The following is a 17,594-nucleotide window of genomic DNA, read 5'->3' on the forward strand; positions in this document are numbered from 1 at the left end:
ATTACTTACTATAACCACCATAGATATCAATGGAATCGAAAAAAGATGACCCCTGTTCAATACAGAGATCATCTTTTAGAAGTAGCTTAGGCTTTTTTAAAATGTCCTTTACAAAGGGTACACTTTAATCAACTTATGGCCTTCTTTTGAGACTTAATATTTACGGTGCATCAAAATAAAACCTAGTATTCTTATTTACACTAGTCAAATATATCCTCTTGCCAACTTATAATCCAGGTAAAAAGATATGGAAGGGCGTTATATGGAAAAGAACAAGCAATAAGATGTTTTCAATTATAAATTGTCCGAACGTTAATACAAAACCTAATAAGACTCAAAATTAGAGGTTTTCCATTAGTTCTTTGAACTTTTGGAAAGCCTCTTTTTTCATTTCGTTTGTAACATGCAAGTATACATTTTTCGTCGTGTTTTTATCCTTGTGACCTAATCGCTCCATTATTTGGGGGAGACTTACACCAGCCTGATCTAACGCTAACAAATCAGTATCGACCACTTCCGGACACATAGAGGGATTAAAAGGGGGGACGTCATATATTTTTTAAAAATCCAGGGCGGGTTCCGAGCTAATATACTAACTGAACTAGATGTTTGAGCTGACGGAGGGTCTATAGCATTAGCTGCTCCATACAAACATGTGGGAAAGATACGAATGGGAATTATCCAATAGGATTCTTGAAACACCATTACCTAATTTGCCGGAGTGGTTATTACAAATAGTTGTCGAGCAGGGTAATGCCTGTAAAGAAGCCAGAAAGTTATTGGATAAAGATCATTCAGAGCGTTAGTGAAGGGGAGCGGGATATGTCAACTGCATCCCTTGTCGGGCACTTGCTAAGGCTTGATTTATCGCTCCTATAGTTTATGAGTTAATGCTTTTATGGAATGAGAGAAACAATCGGCCAGAATCTACACAAGTCATATTTTTAAAAAAAGGATTAAAACGGTTAAAAGGGAGGCAGGGAACGTGCGCATTAACATGAAATGAATGGCCGATTATGAGGCTACAAAAGAGGCAAAGTGAGTAGATTGTAAAAAATGGAAAAAGCTATCGAGGTAGTATTTGATTCCGAAACCTATAATAATAAAAAGTAAACCATTTTAATTAAAAATAATTAATAAAGCTAATTAAATTATTACATTAAGCAATAACTCGCATTTATTTAAAGAAATACGTGAAGTAATAGCTAGGATAATTTACATAATAAAATCAATGAAAAACGTAATTGAAACATTAGAGCAATAAATAAAGGTATAAAATAGGAAAAAAGTTTAATTTTTCATGAAAAATTAAACAATTTCGAATCGATATCGTATATAATCAATACAGAGCCTAGAGAGAAGGGGGAGTTTGGGGTGGATTTGACAAAAATTTCAAGGAAGAGCGGTAATTTTATTACATTAAAGGGTGTTTGTGGAAAACAATTTAACCACAAGGTAATCTCTATTCAATGTACAGTAAATGAGGTTTTAAAGTTCTTAGAAATAGATCAAGAAGTCCAAAGAGAAGCCGATGAAAATAAAATTTCAAGTATAAAAAAATATATTCAATATGGATTAGAAGGCAATGATATTTATTTTCCACCTCTTATATTTTCAGCTAGAGGACAAGGAACTTATGATAAAGATAAATTACAATATAAATTGCAATTTGGGGAGAAGTTAGTAATTTTAGATGGCCAACACCGTATAAAGGCGTTTGAAATTCTAAAAAGACAGCTTCAATCACAAAAAGATTCGTTGAACTTGGAAAAGGTAAATGATTTTCCTCTTACTATTCAGGTTTTTGTTGATTTACCTATCGAAAAAGAACGTCAGCTTTTCACAGATATAAACTCTAACTCATCACCAGTTAATAATACTCTTTTAATAATGTATAAAGAAAATGATCTTTATGGGCAGCTAGTTAAAGAAATAGTCTATAATCATCCAACTATACCTGAGGATCTTTTTGAGATTAGATTAAAGGCAACACGATCAAAACTGCTTACAGCGGCTACGTTATATCTAGTAGCATTAGCTTTAAACGATGGAGGATTTAATAAAAGTTCTCGTAAAACCATAAGCCAAAAAAACTATAATCAATATAAATTAAAAACAGAAAAATTTCTTACTCTACTTAGAAAGCATGCCCCAATCGAGGCTTTAGATAGAGATAAATATGTGATTTTTTATCCTAATGTAATACTTGGAATAGCTAAGTTTGTCAATTCAGCATTTAAGGAATATCCAGATGTAACGATGGAAAGTTTATTTGAAAATGTAGTCGGAAAAATTAGCTGGTCCCACAAAAATAAAGATTTTGATCGATTAGCTACTAATTACAATTCTCAAACAAAGAAATATAAATTTGGTGCTAGAGGGAAGTCGACAGTTAACATGTCGGAGTTTTTATTAACCTTTTATCGTAATTCGAGGGGGCAATAAAATGTCAACCGTCAGTATATTTGGAACTATAGATATTATAAATGGAAACAAAGAAAAAGGGATGCTATCATCTCAAATGAAGGTAAGAGATATTCTAGAGCTTTATAAAATTGATAAAAATATTAACAGGGATGTATCATACGGGAGAATCCCGAAAATTGTTAAGTACCTTGAGAATCAAGATAATGAGTTAGGGATATTCTTTCCAGCATTGGTTTTCTCGTTTAGAGGTAATCCAGTTAATTATTACAGTAAGGATTTTGAGTTAGAGTTGCCACTTGAAAAAAAGCTAATTGTAATCGACGGTCAACATCGTATAAAAGCAATGGAACGACTTTTAGAAAATACAAATGATATTAATAAAAAGGAAAAAATGTTAAATTCATTCCTTACAGTTCAAATATACTTTGGACTACAAATTGAAGATGAAAAGAACTTGTTTGCTGATATCAATTCAAATGTTAAAAAAGTTTCAATGTCACTAATTACAAAATTTGATACAAGAGATGTTCTAAATGTACTAGTTACTGAGCTTTATGAGGTTTGTGATGCGCTTCAAACAGCTAAAATTGAATTTAATAAAAATAGATTAGCACGACCGGGGAATGATTATTTTTCAACTAGTCCTCGACTTAAGGAATTCATTAGCTTAATACTTTTCGGTAAAAAGAGTCCAAACAGGAAGGACACTGCAAACTTAGCACAACAATATGACGATATTATCGTTTTTCTAGATAAGTTATTTACAGAGCTCTTTAGTAATTTGCCACCTCATCCTGGAAATGTTTTGAAAAATATACTGGGACATTATGCAACACAGCAAGCTCTTGGATACTATATTAATAATGCAATAATTACAAATGAAACAAAAATTGAATGGATAACTAATTGGGAAGAGGATATTGAAGTATTGTCTCATTTTAGTTGGGAAGTAACTAATCCTATGTGGAAGAAATTCTTAATAACGACTAGAAAAAATACTGCTTATGAATATTTAACTATTGAGGAATATAAATCCAATTATTTATTTGATGTAATAAAAAAAGAAATTAATTCTTAATTTCTATACAACATTGAATATTTGTTAAATATCCATGTTAAGATATTAATTATAATGGAGTAACAAAAAGATAACAAATCTTTATGTTACTCCATTAAATATAATAAATATATTACATCACAAATCATCAGAAAATGCTTGATAATGCGGATTAGTACAATGTGTCGCCTAACGTTAAACATGGTACAAAATGGTGGAAATAAGGGCGGCATGTTTGAATATCTCCCAAAACCTTACTGTGAAAAGGTTCTAGGCCTTTGTACATCCCAAAATGACATACTGCTTGTCATTCGAAGAAACAAACACCTTATTTTTGTTACCTCCCTCAAAGCACTCTGAGCTTCTGAGAGGATTTTATTTTGGTATGGAACTTTGTACTACATTAATAATCTTTGACAACCCCGGTTCAAAATGCTACCATTGCATTTAAATTCAAAACATTAAAAATTTTAATACTCTTATGAAGAGAGGCGGAGGGACTGGCCCTATGAAGCCCGGCAACCATTTAACAACTGAGTTAAAAAGGTGCTAATTCCAGCAAGGCTTATTGCTTTGGGAAATGAGAGGGATGAAAAAAGGATTCGCCAGCCTCTCTATGTTCTACTAGAGGGGCTGTTTATGTTATAAAAAGAAAAAATATTAGTTCAGTTCCAAATTTGTTTTTATTAAACTTCATATCAAAAGCTTCAGGTGCTGTGTAGAGATCTTCTACGCGGCTTAAAAGGGAAGTCCGGTGGAAAGCCGGCACGGTCCCGCCACTGTAATGGGGAGCAACTTATCGATTAGCCACTGTTTCTTAGGGAAATGGGAAGGGATAAGAAGCAATGAACCTAAGTCAGGAAACCTGCCTGTTGTATGCGCTAGTACTCTACGGGGATATAGAGGAGGTGAGACATACGTGTTGAGTACACCAGAAGGCTCGGACTCTAGTTAATTATACGTATCAATCTCTCTTTTCTACTTTGGAAAAGGGAGATTTTTTATGTTTGAAACTAAGATTTGATTGAAAAAGGAGAGGAAACCTATATGGAAAACGTGATAAGTTCGAATGTAGGATACCCAAGAATCGGGGAAAAACGTGAATGGAAAAAAGCCTTGGAACAGTTTTGGACAGGAAAGTTAGAAAGGGAGACATTCTTGAAGCGAATAGAAGAGGTTCGCCTGCAGCATCTTAAGAAGCAAAAGGAGCACGGAATTGATTTGATTCCTGTCGGGGACTTTAGTTTATATGATCATGTCCTGGATACGGCTGTTATGTTCGGTTTAGTACCAAAGCGTTTTAAATACAGCGGCGGGAAGGTGTCGCTTGAAACCTATTTTGATATCGCTCGGGGAACGAAAGAGGCGGTTGCTGCTGAAATGACAAAGTGGTTTAACACAAACTACCACTATATCGTTCCAGAGCTCAATGAAACAACCCCTGCTCTTGTTGAGAATCGACCGCTTCAATTTTTTCAAGAGGCGAAGCAAAAGCTTGGTATTCATGGGAAACCAGTTATTTTAGGGCCGATTACATTTGTAAAGTTATCAAAAGGATACGACAAAAAAGACTTTAAATCAGTTGTCGAGCAATTTGTCCCTCTTTATGCTGAAATTTTACGTGAACTGGAGGCAGAGGGAGCGGAATGGGTTCAAATAGATGAACCAATCTTAGTCACTTCTATTCTAAGTGATGAGCTTTCTTTAGTTAACGAAGTCTATCAGGCATTAAAGGATGCAGCGCCAAACGTTAAGGTGATGGTGCAAACTTATTTTGACAGTATTGAGCATTACGAAGAGGTCGTCTCACTTCCTGTTCAGGGGATTGGTCTTGATTTTGTCCATGATAACGGTCAGAATCTTGCTGCGTTGAAAAAGTATGGTTTTCCTAAGGATAAGGAACTTGCAGCTGGAGTCATTGACGGACGAAACATTTGGCGTGCGGATCTAGAAGGAACATTTTCCCTTCTAAGCGAGATTGAAGAGGTTGTTTCAAAAACAAGACTAATTGTTCAGCCATCATCAAGCCTTTTGCATGTTCCTGTGACAGTTAAAAATGAAGAGTTGCTCGATGATATTCTAAAAAATGCACTGGCATTTGCGGATGAAAAATTAGATGAAATCAGCATACTTACAAATGGCATGAACTATGGAAAACGGGTGATACAAAAAGAAATCGATGAAAGCACAGAAGCAATTCATAAATTAAATCAATCATCGATTCGAAATAATACGCAAGTTCGAGAAGCGATTCGCAGCTTACAGAAGGATCAAGCAGAGCGGAAAGCGCCATTTACAGTACGCAGAGGACTTCAAGAACAGGCTTTTCAATTACCACTGCTGCCTACGACAACTATTGGCAGCTTCCCGCAAACGAAAGAAGTAAGAAAACAGCGGTTAAAATGGCGGAAGGGCGAATTAACTGACAGTGAATATGAAGGCTATATTAAAGCAGAAATAAAAAAGTGGACCAATATTCAAGAAGATCTTGGTTTGGACGTGTTTGTACATGGGGAATTTGAACGAACAGATATGGTTGAATATTTTGGAGAGAAACTAGCCGGCTTTCAATTTACAAAATACGGCTGGGTTCAGTCATATGGTTCCAGATGTGTGAAGCCTCCGCTGATTTATGGTGATGTCGCTTTTAAGAAACCAATGACAGTTTCAGAAACTGTATATGCCCAATCGTTAACAAACAAACCGGTAAAAGGAATGTTGACAGGGCCGACTACGATTTTAAATTGGTCATTTGTCCGTAATGATATCTCACGTTACGAGGTGGCGAATCAAATTGCGCTTTCACTTCGAAAAGAGGTTGAAGCACTAGAGGAAAATGGAATCCGCATGATTCAAGTGGATGAGCCCGCCATTCGGGAAGGGCTGCCGTTAAAACGTGAAAAATGGGCAGGCTATCTGGATGCCGCCGTTTATACGTTTAAATTGGCGACATCCTCTGTTCAAAATGAGACCCAAATCCATACCCATATGTGTTATTCAGACTTTAAAAATATTATTCATGCAATTAAAGCACTCGATGCGGATGTTATTTCCATTGAAACTTCAAGAAGCCACGGTGAATTAATTCATGCCTTTGAGGATAATACGTATGATAAGGGAATCGGACTTGGGGTATACGATATTCATAGCCCGCGGGTACCATTACTTGAAGAGTTGACCAGAAACATTCATCGTGCGCTTCAAGTACTTGATCCGAAACTGTTCTGGATTAATCCCGATTGCGGCTTAAAAACCAGGGGTATAGAGGAAACTGTTGCAGCACTTCAGGTGATGGTGAAAGCGGCAGAACAAACGAGAGAAGAGCTTCTCGTAAAATAAGGAGCAAAAGGAAGTCTGGTAAAGGATGGATGTAATAAAAGTACGGGGATTCTTGATACGTTAAAGCACTAACACTATTTTGTGAAAATCGGGTTTAGTGAAAAACTCCCATCGGTATTGTACGATGGGAGTACTTTTTATGACGGAAGAGTTGGTCGCTTATTGGTTGCGTTTTTCCTTATTGGGGAGGGATCCGGAAAAGCCAGACCTGTGCTATGATCAACCAGGTTCTCCCCCTCATAACGTATTCACCAATATATTGATGAAAGGCCGGAACTGCTCTCTTCAAATAAAAAGGGAGCCTCCCAAGCTCCCCAAATCCTTCACAATATCAACGACTCATTAAACTTCTTCAACAACTTCCCGAAAACTTCCCGTTCTTCGTCCGGCCATTCCTCGATGATCTCCGATAACCGCTCCAAACGAGCCTGCTTGTGTTCTTTAAAAATAGTTATCCCCTTTTCTGTGATGTCCAATTTATATGACCTTCCATCTAAAGGGTCAGGTATACGGTACAAGTAGCCTTTCTGTTCAAGAGCGGCTGCCTGTCTGCTGATCGTGGAAATGTCGAGCATGAATTCTTCTGCCAGCAGCTTCACGCCTGCTGCTCCTTTATTGGCGATTCGTCGCAGCAATAAATAGGCAGAGCGATCGAGGCTGCCCAGTTTTTTATGGGAAGAGAGATTGGTTGCCCTGCGGATGAGGATGGCGAGCTCCAATTCAATCATTTCTAAATGGTTTTCATTCATACGATAACCCCGCAATAATAACAAGTATATCTTCTATGATACCATATAAAAATATCAGAGGTTATTGACGAAGCGGAAAATAGTTGTATAATACAATTATAAACTTTCATCATACAACTAGTTTAGAAAAGTTTAAATATATTATGAAGAAAAGGAGAATACGTATGTCATCTATTCAACCATCCGTCCCTTCATCACCGCCTGCAATGGACCCGGCCGATGTAGAGAAAAAAGGAATCCTGGCACAGCCGAAAGCGGTCTGGGCTGTTTTTTTTGCCTGTATCATCGCGTTTATGGGCCTTGGATTGGTAGATCCGATCCTGCCGGCAATCGCGAGTCAGCTGGATGCTTCGCAAAGTCAGGTAACACTGCTTTTCACAAGCTATAATGCCGTGATGGCCGTTGCGATGCTCATTACAGGAATGCTTTCCTCAAGAATCGGGGTGAAAGGCACACTTCTTTTGGGTATCGTCATCATTGCCCTGTTTTCAGCACTTGGCGGGTTATCCAATGATATTTGGACACTCGTCGGACTTCGGGGCGGCTGGGGTCTGGGCAATGCGTTGTTCGTTGCGACTGCTTTAGCGGCCATCGTGTCACTTTCAAACAGCGGTGCGGCCAAAGCGATCATACTTTATGAAGCGGCGATCGGTCTTGGGATTTCCGTAGGTCCGCTGCTTGGCGGCTGGCTCGGTGCCATGTCATGGAGAGGTCCATTTCTTGGAGTTGCGACACTTATGGTCATTGCCTTTATCGGACTGACCATTTTCATGCCGAAAGCAGAGAAGCCGACAAGGGTAGAGAAGCAAACAACATTGGCCGATCCTTTTCGTGCGTTGAAACATCGTTCATTATTCGTGTTTGGTGTTGCTGCTGCGCTATACAATTTTGGTTTCTTTACGCTGCTTGCTTATGCTCCTTTTGTGATGGGGCTTGATGAGCACGGACTTGGATATGTATTCCTTGGCTGGGGCGTACTGCTTGCCGTCACTTCTGTATTCATGGCGCCAAAGCTGCAGCAATGGTTCGGGACGATCAAGTCGATGTGTGCCATGCTCACCCTGTTTGCCCTGCTGCTGCTGGCGATGGGCATCTGGACATCTACACAATGGGTGGTCATTGCAGCCGTGATCCTGGCGGGTGCATTCCTGGGAAACAATAATACACTGATTACCACTGCCGTCATGAACGCGGCTCCTGTCGAACGTTCGACAGCCTCGGCAGCGTACAGCTTTCTCCGGTTTTTAGGAGGGGCGATTGCTCCCTTCACTGCGGGGAAGCTAGCTGAGATCTATAACCCAAGCCTGCCGTTTATAGTTGGAGCGGGATTTGTCCTTCTATCTGTCATCTTCATCATGATGAACAAGGAGCACTTAAAGCATGTCGATCATGCAGGAGCAGGACATTAGAAAATTAAAAAGGGTGCATCGTCTCAGAAAAAAGGTCTCTCATCTTTCAAAGGTGGGAGACCTTTTTCGTGCCTTCTTGCGGACCCTTCATCCAATTAACATGTCATCGGGACAAACATCTTATCTATTATTTTCAGCTCACATAGGATAGATAGAATGGTTCTATTTAATAGAGTCATTTCATTTACTGGAAGGGAGGTGAATAGTATGACAGAGCGCTATAAAAAGGGTAAACGAAAGGTGAAAAAAGGATCTGCTTTCAGGGCAGTTTCCACTGAAAGTCAGGTTGTGCCGGCAGATACTTCTGTGAAGTTATTCTTCAAAGAGGAAGAGTTTGACCTCGGACGTGAATATGACCGCTGTGACTCAATTTTCATCCCCCGGAAGAAAGGGATTTATTTAGTGACCGGAACCGTGGGGTTCATACCTGACAGCTTCGAAGAGAATTACCGGACAAGAGTGGAAATAAGAATAAACGGCAATCCGTTTGAAGCGGCAGATAATGACTTCTGGGGAACGGGAGTCCCATTCACAAATGCAGTGCAGGTGACAGCCATATTGAAGCTTAATGCCGGTGATGAAGTTGAAATTTATATGGAAAGCTCCATACCGGGAGTTACCGCAATATCCGATCCTGGTTTTAACGTTACGGCTTTTGCAGCATCGATTCTGGAACGTATAAACTAAAGCGTGCCTCCATGGTAAATTTATATTGAAGAGCTTACCCGATAAGCTCTTCATTTATAAGGGGGATTTGAACTCCTGAATCAAAAGCACGCTCAGGTAATAATTTTTCCAGAAAATTCATCTTGTATAGGTTTATAATAATAATCAGAATGGGAAAAAAGCATCAGGAACCAAAATTTGTCTGAACCGTACATATATGGGATGCAAAATTCAAAAGAACCCTGGAGGAGAATGTCATGAAATATAGAAATCCGCTGGTGTTGGTGCTGTTGTGTATTATAGCAAGTTTTATGCTTCTTTCCGCTTGCAGCAATTCGGCTGAAACGCAAGCCGGAAAAGAAGAAGCGAAGGAAGAAGATCAATATGAAAAGCTCGTGAATGAAAAAAATGAAGAATTGGAGCTTGAACCGATTGAACTGACTTCATATAGTGAAGAAATCGGTGTGACGCTTTCAGGGCCAGAACATAAAGAATTTGCCGCTAACGGAAAAGTCGTTGTGGAAGGCGAGATTGAAAAGCACAGCGGTTTGAAGTCAGACTATGCCTGGATTAAAGTGCGCTCAAAGGAGGAAGGTCTGGCTGGTGATCAGCTTGAATACTACACCCCGATTGAGGGTGGGAAGTTTAAGCAGGTGATTCATTTCTTCAATGGCGAAGGAGAATACAGTGTAAAAGTCCAGCTGCCGAGTAAGGACCGGGAGAATTACTTTTATGATACGGCATCTTTTACCGTTCACAATGTGAATCCTGAGGTGAAGCGGGATGTGACCTACACTCCTTTCGGCCGTGATGCCGACCTGAATGTAAGCCTTGATTCAAGTTTTACGAAGGGAAATGAGGTGTTTGCGTTTAAAGGTGAAGCAGGTCAGCTGACAGATGATGATACCATCATGCTGAAGTTAAGAAAAGATTCTGATACGTGGACTCATGTCATCCCGGTAAAAGATGGAACATTCTCTTATGACGTCCCTTTATTTTATGGGAAAGGCGTTCATGAACTTGAAGTGCTCGTCCCTGATGAGGAGCGCGAGAATTATTATCAGACTGCAACGACTATATTGATAGATAACGAGTCCACCCGAACGATGAGTCCGATTGAGTACTCAGACACGTATATGGAGCGAGGAGTCACATTGGAATCCCCTCAATATGGCGGAGATGAATCAGAGGGTTTGTATACGGTAAAAGGCAGCATCGACCCTAAGGCGGAGTTCGGACCAGAAACCGATCATATCTATATCACCACGAAAAAAGGAGAGGATGAAGCACTCGACGTCATTCCTGTTGAAGACTTCACTTTCGAGGATTCTTTCTATCTCCGCTTTGGTCCCGGTACGTATGAAGTGACATTAAGCGTACCGGAAATCAAAGAAGAAAACAGCGATTCTTTCAGGTTCTACGGATTTGCCAAGTTCGAAGTGGAGTCAACAGGCCGGGATAAACGGGATCTCCTTCCTTCAAGAGGGGTAGAATCCGACGATCCAAAGATTGAGGAGCTGGCACAAAAGCTGACAGAAGGTAAGAAGACCGATCGCGATAAAGTGAAAGCAATCTACGATTACACTGCCAAAAATGTTACTTATGATGTGGAGAAGCTGGAAAACGAAGAATTCGAGTGGGATGATAGTGCATTGAAGACACTTGATGAGAAAACGGGAGTCTGTCAGGACTATGCTTACCTTGCGATTGCACTCTTGAGAGCGAGCGGCATCGAAGCACGATTTGTAGAAGGGATGGCAAGCGGAGGCTTGTGGCCGCAAAGGCATGCCTGGGTCGAAGCGAACGTGGACGGCGACTGGTTGACGATGGATCCCACATGGGGTTCAGGCTATATTAAAGAGGACAAATTTGTAGCAGATTTCAACGAGAAATATTTTGACCCGGATCAGGCCGAATTTAAAAAAACACATACCCGCACGGGAGTATCATACTGATCCTGATATGAATAAATTCTGGGTAATGGAATAAAGAAAGAGGCTCGGACAAATGTGTTTTAGCCGAAAAAAAATCCGAACTTTATTTCAAATTCTTTGATTAGAATTCGAATTAGTTCGGATTTTTTAATAGGTTCTTTTAAAGAATGTTAATCATATTAGCTTGTTCCAGCGGTTGATTGGAGTGCAAGACGCAGACTCCCTGAGGAAAAGCGGGACAGGTTAGACTTGTCCCGCTCCGGCGGCTTGGGACTCGAGGTCATAAGTCATGCAAGCCAAAAAGGCAAAGAGCTGCTCGCCTTATGCTTGTCGCCTCCGCATTTCTAACCCGCAGGAGCATCGAGACGATGAGGCTCACCGGCTGCCCGCGGAAAGTGAAGTCTTGCACGGAAATCAAAAACGGTGTTTGGAGACTAAAATATGTTGGTACCTGACACTGCTCGTCTTAAGAGTATGAATTGTAGTTTTGTCTCGCCTCTATCTTTATTTCTTCAATAAATCACGGATCTCCGTCAAAAGCTCAATTTTCGGATCAACCACGGGGGCTTTTTCAGCAATTTCTTCTTTCCGTTTTAACCGATTGAAAGCCTGGATGAACACGAAGAGGGATAAGGCGATGATAAAGAAATCAACAATCGATTGAATGAATAATCCATATTCGATCACTGCATCCCCAACGGCTGCCGTTAAATGTTCAAAACTGATGCCTCCAAGAATGGTCCCTGTCAGCGGCATAATGATGTAGTCTACTAATGCGGATACGATCTTCCCGAATGCAGCAGCTATGACCACTGCGACTGCTAAATCGATCACATTTCCTTTAAGGGCAAACTTCTTAAATTCGTTCAACATAGAGGACACCTCCTTCTTTAAAAGACTAGCGGTACTCGAGTAATCCTATCTTGCCCTAATAAGGGGGTCACAAGACCGTGAAACAGCAGATGTATGATAAAGTAGAAGAAAATAGGGGAGGTATGGGATATCTATGACCAGAAAGCTATATTATGAAGATGCTTACATCAAAACATTTGAAACGGTAATCAATGAACAGCGTCAGGATAACGACGGCTGCTGGTTTGTTTTGCTCGATCAAACTGCGTTCTATCCAACAGGCGGCGGACAGCCGTGTGATGAAGGTACACTTAATGGGGTTCCAGTCACGAACGTAGAAGAAGTAAACGGAGAAATCCGTCACTATATTGAAAGCAAAATGGAAGATACCACTGGCAGCATTAAGGGAGAAATCAGCTGGAACAGGCGCTTTGACCACATGCAGCAGCATGCAGGTCAGCATATCCTTTCAGCTGCATTTGCAGAAACCTGCGGATATGAAACGATCAGCTTTCACCTGGGAAAAGAAATCCTGACGATCGACCTGGCTGTAAAAAAGATAACGGAAGAAGAAGCTGTGAAGGCAGAGACCCTCGCCAATATAATCATAGGGGAAGCGAGGCAGATTCAAACGAAATGGATGACAGCCCATGAAGCAGCAGACTATCCACTCCGCAAGCAGCCATCCGTTTCCGAAGATATCCGCCTGGTCATCATCCCGGACTTTGATTACAACGGTTGCGGGGGAACGCATCCCCACTCTACGTCGGAAGTCGGCGCAATCAAAATCCTTGATTGGGAAAAGCATAAAAGCCATATCAGACTCCAATTTGTGTGCGGCAGAAGGGTGCTTGAGCAGCTCCATCAGAAGAACAAGGTGATAAAAGAACTGACGGCAATTTTGCAGGCACCGCAAGACAAGATGGCAGATGCCGCTCAGCAGCTGATTGAAAGAATGAAATTCCAGGACAAACAGCTGGAAGAAACCAATCACCAGCTCTTAGAATACGAAGCGGATGCACTGATAAAAGAAGCCAAACCTGCAGGAGAAGATTCGGCCTTCATATCAAAGGCCTATCAAAACCGACCGATCAAAGAACTTCAAACTCTTGCACGCCTAATCATAACTGAAAAAGAAGATGCGGTTGTCTTTTTCGTCGCCCAAAACGCAACGAAACTTCAACTGGTTGGAGCAAAAGGTAAAATGCCGGATCTCAATTTGAAAGAAATTGCACCCGGAATCTTCTCGAAAATCGATGGAAAAGGCGGCGGCAAAGAAGACTTCATCCAGGGAGGGGGAGAAGCAGTCCTTTCCCCGGAAGATTTAATCGGGCACATCGAAAAACTCCTTCTATAAAACTGCAGAACAATAAAAAATAATCAGACTTCTATAAAATACCGAGAGCTCTCCGTTCATCAAATGGGGAGCTTTCGATATGACACGGGGTATTTATTCCAATTCCTGCTCACAAATAATTACAAATACCTACTAAATTTAACATTTGTAATAATTAACCTAAAACTTACCATGTTTAAAACAGTTTCCATTATTGATTTATTTACATAGGAACTATTGACTTGCAACTTTATACCTCTTTTTTAAACGATGAAAACGCCGTGTATAGTTCTTTAGAATCAGACAGAATTCGACAAACTCCAACAGTCATTGACGTTAGTAGCATCCGGTGATAATTAATATATAGGAAAAAATTATGAAGAAAATATAACAATCATGTTTCTAAACGTGAAATTGGTGGTAAATAAGAGTTGAATTACTTCCAAAATATTCAATAATGATACAAATGTATCATTTATGGATGGAATTGACATCGAAACATGTTCTTACTCGTAAATACAACATGAGGGAGGAGAGCTGCTTCCAGAATTTGCGTCATTTAAATACTCTATTAACCGTTATCTATAGAAAGAAAGGAACATCGTGAATGCTTGAATCGAAGAGAAAAGCTATTATTTTTATTGTTTTATCCATTTTGTTAGCTGTAACGGCGGGTTTTTTAGTATTGAAAAAAGTTCAGGCCCTTAATACGAACTTAGGAACCAGCGTTAAAATATTCGTAGCTGATAAAGAGATTGCATCACGCAGCCTTATCACGCCTGACAATGTCAAAACAGAGGAAATCCCTAAAAAATTTCTGAAGGACTATCATGTTACGGATGTTGATGAACTAGTCAATAAAGTATCGGTTGTTCCATTGGCGACAGGAGACATGATTACCACAAACATATTAAAGCGGGCGTCCTCAGTAGTGGACGAGAACAATAGACTGATAACATTGATGCAGAATGAACGTGTCTTCTTTGATGAACCCTTGGAAGCACTGGATCGTGTAGATATCATCGTTTCCCATCATTTTAATAATAAAGAAGAAACAACGGTATTTATGAGAGATGTGAAAGTAGCAAGGGTTGCAAAAGACAAAGATTTCAAAGGGGTCCAGCTGGAAGTGTCGATGGAAAAAGCACCTGAACTGATCCACATGCAGAATTATGCAGACAGTCTCAGGATCATCAAAGCGAATGTTGGTAAACAGGAAGCATCTCAGGAAGACGAAGCAGAAAAAGCAGAAGAGACAAAGGCTGAACCTCAGCCGGAAAAGAAAGAAGAACCGAAGCAGGATGCCAAGGAAGCCCAACCGAAAAAAGAAGACTCAAAAAATGAGCAGCCTGCTAAACCGAAAGATAAACCTAAACAAGAATAGACAGTTAGAGAGATAACGGAGGGACCTTATGAGTAAGGAAAATCAGATATTCCTCATTGGAGAAGAGAACGATTTAAGCAAAAACATAATTGAACTGCTGAACACTTCATATGAAGTGATTTATATACCGGAAGAATCCTGGTCAACAGAGCTGAGAAAATATGAACCAAGTGTTGTAGTCTTTTATCAGGGCGACTCCAACATACCAGTTACCATAAAGATAAAAGAACTCAGTAAAGACTTTCCTGATTCTGCTGCGGTTTATGTACATACAGAGCAGGATTTCGAGTTGTTAAGGGAAACAACCCGTGAAGGGGTGAAAGATTTCATCCTGGTGCCGGATGAAGAATCTTCAATAAAAGAACGAATCAGTTATATTCTTCAACACACTCAGACGAAATCTGAAACGGCTGTATCCTCAGGTAATTATAAACGGGGAAAAGGACAAATTTTTGCCTTTTACAGTGGTAAAGGCGGTTCTGGAAAGACGCTGCTGAGCACTGCTTTTGCCCAAACACTAAAACTGGAGTCCACTGCCCAGGTTATTCATATTGACTTTAACTTGCAATATGGCGGTTCTGAGACATATTTGGGAATCGAGAGTAATCGTTCATTAATCGATCTCCTTCCTGTCATAAATGAAATTAATGAACATCACTTGAAGAATATCTCAGAGACAGAAACACACTCGAAGTTAGAAGTACTGGTCAGCCCGAGAGATGCTGAAATGGCTGAAAAAATTGACGAAGACTTTGTGATAAGACTTCTGAGGGCGTGTAAAAGGTGTTACGACTTTATCATAATTGATTTGCCTTCTGCGATGGATGTAAAAACGTACACTGCGCTGGAAGAGGCAGACAGGGTGTACTACGTAATGACCCTTGATACACCTGCAATCAGAGTTCTCAAACATGTGGAAGACCTTCTTAAGCGATTAGGGCCGCAGACATTGGAACAAATGGAACTTGTAGTGAACTTAACCGGAAGAGAAAACGAATTGACTAAAAAAGATCTTGAAAGATTTGTGGATTTACCGGTCACTGCAGAAATAAGAAGAGATATCAAAGGGGTTCAAGCAGCCGTCAACCAAGGACAGCCTTTAAGGAAAGAAGTAAAAGAGAAGAAATTGGTCGCTCCAGCAAAAGATATCCAGAAATGGGTCACGTCTATGCTGAAATAAACAATGAGAAAAGAAAGAAGGAGGTGGAACGATGTCACTCTTTCAAAGAAAACAGGAACCAAAAGCAGATAAGGAATATGAGTACAATGAAGGAAGAAGAAGCTCCTCCTCAAACCCATATATTGATGAATTGGTCGAACATTATAAAACAAGGTTACTGACAGAAACAAATTTAGAAGAGTTAACGAGCCTGCATGCCGGGGAGCGAAGGCTTTCTATCGAGCGTTTAATCAACCAATTCATGGCAGAAGAAAAAGTAGTCATACCAAGTCATGAAAAAGAATCGATGTTATCAAGACTGATTGACGAGAGTGTTGGTTTTGGACCTCTTGAAGCGCTATTAAAAGATGAGGCCATAACGGAGATCCTGGTTAACGGACCTTCCGAAGTATTCATCGAGAAAAAAGGTAAACTGCAGAAGTCAGATGTCACATTTAAAAATGAGGAACATGTAAGGCATATCATCGATCGAGTTGTTGCTCCGCTTGGGAGGCGTATTGATGAAAGCTCTCCGATGGTGGATGCACGTCTACCGGATGGGAGCCGTGTAAATGCTGTGATTCCCCCGATTAGTTTAAACGGAACTCTTATCTCTATTCGTAAATTTAAGAAAACCCCGTTTGAAATGGAAGATTTGATGAGCTATAACACCTTTACCAATGAGATGGCTTTCTTCCTTGAATCAATCGTTAAGGCAAAGATGAACATCCTTGTATCAGGCGGTACCGGAAGCGGGAAGACCACCCTTCTGAATGCGATGGCAAAATCTATACCAGTTAAAGAACGTGTTATTACGATTGAAGATTCTGCAGAGCTGAGGTTGAACCGTTCAAGTGTTGTCGGATTGGAGGCGCGCCCTGCGAATGTGGAAGGAACCGGGGAAGTTTCTATACGACAACTTGTTAAGAACGCCCTGCGAATGCGTCCAGATCGAATTATCGTCGGGGAGGTCCGGGGATCGGAAGCTTTCGATATGCTGCAGGCAATGAATACCGGGCATGAAGGGTCGATTACTACTGTCCACGCCAATTCGCCATCAGACGCCATAAGCCGTGTCGAAGGTATGGTCGTCATGGCAGGTATGGACCTGCCTACACATATAATCAGGGAATATATTGTCGGTGCTCTTGATTTCATCGTACAGGCCGAACGTTTGTCTGATGGTACCAGGAAAATCATGAATATCTCAGAAGTGTTTGTAAATGACCATAATCAAATTGAAGTTCAAGACATATTCACCTTTGAACGCACAGGTCTGGGT

At 40.4% G+C, this 17,594-nt stretch carries 13 protein-coding genes and 2 riboswitches; of the genes, 11 read left to right on the forward strand and 2 right to left on the reverse strand.

Annotation, left to right across the window (positions count from 1 at the left end; translation table 11 throughout):
- The 4 genes from HP456_RS08895 to metE form a co-directional block, all read left to right on the forward strand.
- Positions 1-90: IS3 family transposase (locus tag HP456_RS08895; protein ID WP_172250161.1), on the forward strand; the 90-nt coding region annotated here is incomplete at its 5' end.
- Between the two features lie 1,284 nt (positions 91-1,374).
- A complete protein-coding gene (locus HP456_RS08900) occupies positions 1,375-2,445 on the forward strand; it encodes a DNA sulfur modification protein DndB (protein WP_172250163.1) in 1,071 nt (356 codons plus the stop codon).
- Position 2,446: 1 nt separating this feature from the next.
- Positions 2,447-3,505 carry a DNA sulfur modification protein DndB gene (locus HP456_RS08905; protein ID WP_172250165.1) on the forward strand — a complete coding sequence of 353 codons (1,059 nt, stop codon included), beginning with the start codon at positions 2,447-2,449 and terminating at the stop codon, positions 3,503-3,505.
- 455 nt (positions 3,506-3,960) lie between these two features.
- Positions 3,961-4,071: riboswitch (SAM riboswitch) on the forward strand.
- 105 nt (positions 4,072-4,176) lie between these two features.
- A riboswitch (cobalamin riboswitch) is annotated at positions 4,177-4,371 on the forward strand.
- 160 nt (positions 4,372-4,531) lie between these two features.
- Positions 4,532-6,823: a 5-methyltetrahydropteroyltriglutamate--homocysteine S-methyltransferase gene (gene metE, locus HP456_RS08910; protein WP_172250167.1), complete on the forward strand. Its 2,292-nt coding sequence runs from the start codon at positions 4,532-4,534 to the stop codon at positions 6,821-6,823.
- A 323-nt stretch (positions 6,824-7,146) separates the two neighbouring features.
- On the opposite strand, the gene HP456_RS08915 is transcribed toward metE, so the two are convergent.
- Entirely contained in the window at positions 7,147-7,572 is a 426-nt protein-coding gene (locus HP456_RS08915; RefSeq protein ID WP_172250169.1) for a MarR family winged helix-turn-helix transcriptional regulator, read from the reverse strand.
- A 164-nt stretch (positions 7,573-7,736) separates the two neighbouring features.
- On the opposite strand from HP456_RS08915, the gene HP456_RS08920 reads away from it, so the two are divergent.
- From HP456_RS08920 to HP456_RS08930, 3 genes are all read left to right on the forward strand, one after another.
- Positions 7,737-8,981, forward strand: a complete 1,245-nt coding sequence (locus HP456_RS08920) for an MFS transporter (protein WP_172250171.1) — start codon at positions 7,737-7,739, stop codon at positions 8,979-8,981.
- A 207-nt stretch (positions 8,982-9,188) separates the two neighbouring features.
- Positions 9,189-9,668 carry an ABC transporter permease gene (locus HP456_RS08925; RefSeq protein WP_172250173.1) on the forward strand — a complete coding sequence of 160 codons (480 nt, stop codon included), beginning with the start codon at positions 9,189-9,191 and terminating at the stop codon, positions 9,666-9,668.
- A gap of 236 nt (positions 9,669-9,904) precedes the next feature.
- Positions 9,905-11,602, forward strand: a complete 1,698-nt coding sequence (locus HP456_RS08930) for a transglutaminase domain-containing protein (RefSeq protein ID WP_172250175.1) — start codon at positions 9,905-9,907, stop codon at positions 11,600-11,602.
- A 483-nt stretch (positions 11,603-12,085) separates the two neighbouring features.
- Here the strand turns inward: HP456_RS08930 and mscL are convergent, their stop codons facing one another.
- A complete protein-coding gene (gene mscL, locus HP456_RS08935) occupies positions 12,086-12,454 on the reverse strand; it encodes a large conductance mechanosensitive channel protein MscL (protein WP_172250177.1) in 369 nt (122 codons plus the stop codon).
- Between the two features lie 133 nt (positions 12,455-12,587).
- On the opposite strand from mscL, the gene HP456_RS08940 reads away from it, so the two are divergent.
- The 4 genes from HP456_RS08940 to HP456_RS08955 all read left to right on the forward strand — a co-directional run.
- Positions 12,588-13,790 carry an alanyl-tRNA editing protein gene (locus tag HP456_RS08940; protein ID WP_172250179.1) on the forward strand — a complete coding sequence of 401 codons (1,203 nt, stop codon included), beginning with the start codon at positions 12,588-12,590 and terminating at the stop codon, positions 13,788-13,790.
- A gap of 586 nt (positions 13,791-14,376) precedes the next feature.
- The gene (cpaB, locus tag HP456_RS08945) at positions 14,377-15,153 is read left to right on the forward strand and encodes a Flp pilus assembly protein CpaB (RefSeq protein WP_172250181.1); all 777 of its coding nucleotides are present in this window, start codon (positions 14,377-14,379) and stop codon (positions 15,151-15,153) included.
- Between the two features lie 28 nt (positions 15,154-15,181).
- Positions 15,182-16,333 (forward strand): CpaE/TadZ family protein, encoded by a 1,152-nt coding sequence (locus HP456_RS08950; protein ID WP_172250183.1) that lies wholly within the window; start codon positions 15,182-15,184, stop codon positions 16,331-16,333.
- Positions 16,334-16,364: 31 nt separating this feature from the next.
- The coding region (locus HP456_RS08955; RefSeq protein ID WP_172250185.1) for a TadA family conjugal transfer-associated ATPase at positions 16,365-17,594 on the forward strand (1,230 nt) is incomplete at its 3' end.

Origin of the sequence: Bacillus haikouensis (genome assembly GCF_013179555.1) — a bacterium.
Classification (GTDB): Bacteria; Bacillota; Bacilli; order Bacillales; family Bacillaceae_B; genus Rossellomorea; species Rossellomorea haikouensis_A.